Below are 1151 nucleotides of genomic sequence, written 5' to 3'. Positions count from 1 at the left end.
AACATTGGTACCATTGGTCACGTTGACCATGGCAAGACGACCCTGACCGCTGCCATCACCAAAGTGCTGGCTGAAAAGGGCGGCGCCCAGTTCATGGACTACAACATGATCGATAAGGCTCCGGAAGAAAGAGAACGCGGAATCACCATCAACACCTCTCACGTTGAATACGAAACCGCTAAGAGACATTATGCTCACGTTGACTGCCCGGGCCACGCCGACTATGTCAAGAACATGATCACCGGTGCTGCTCAGATGGACGGCGCTATCCTCGTTGTTTCCGCAGCTGACGGCCCGATGCCCCAGACCCGCGAACACATCCTGCTTGCCCGTCAGGTTGGCGTACCTGCCATCGTTGTATTCCTGAATAAATCCGACCAAGTTGACGATCCTGAACTGATCGAACTGGTTGAAATGGAAGTTCGTGAACTGCTGAGCCAGTACGACTATCCGGGAGATGAAATTCCTATCGTAGTCGGTTCCGCACTGAAAGCCCTGGAAGGCGACCCTGAACAGGAAGCCAACATCCTCAAACTGATGGATGCTGTTGACGAATACATCCCGACTCCGGAACATGACCTCACGAAACCGTTCCTGATGCCTGTCGAAGACGTCTTCACCATCACCGGCCGTGGTACGGTTGCAACGGGCCGTGTTGAACGTGGCGTCATCAAAGTCGGCGACACCGTGGAAATCGTTGGTCTGAAAGAAGAAAAGAAACAGACCGTTGCTACGGGTCTTGAAATGTTCCGTAAGACCCTGGATCAGGCTGAAGCCGGTGACAACATCGGTGCCCTGCTCCGCGGTATTGAAAGAAACGAAATCGAACGCGGTCAGGTTCTGTCCAAACCGGGCACGATCCATCCGCATACGAAATTCAAGGGTCAGGTTTACGTACTGACCAAAGAAGAAGGCGGCCGTCATACTCCGTTCTTCAATGGCTACCGTCCTCAGTTCTACTTCAGAACGACCGACGTTACGGGCGTAGCTGAACTGCCGGAAGGCACCGAAATGGTTATGCCTGGCGATAACATCACCATGGATGTTGAACTGATCACTCCGATTGCTATCGAAAAAGGTCTGCGCTTTGCTATCCGCGAAGGCGGCCGTACCGTTGGCGCTGGTGTTGTTACCGAAATCGAAGAATAATT

The 1151-nt window shown here is 52.9% G+C and carries 1 protein-coding gene; it reads left to right on the top strand.

Annotated features, from left to right (window positions below):
* Nucleotides 1–1149 (top strand): elongation factor Tu (gene tuf, locus HMPREF1246_RS04345; protein ID WP_021736799.1); only part of this gene is annotated, 1149 nt, incomplete at its 5' end.
* Nucleotides 1150–1151 lie beyond the last annotated feature (2 nt).

The organism is Acidaminococcus sp. BV3L6, assembly GCF_000468835.1.
In the GTDB taxonomy this organism is placed as follows: Bacteria; Bacillota; Negativicutes; order Acidaminococcales; family Acidaminococcaceae; genus Acidaminococcus; species Acidaminococcus intestini.
The sequence above is the reverse complement of the archived record's forward strand: the minus strand, read 5'-3'. Positions and strand labels throughout refer to the sequence as shown.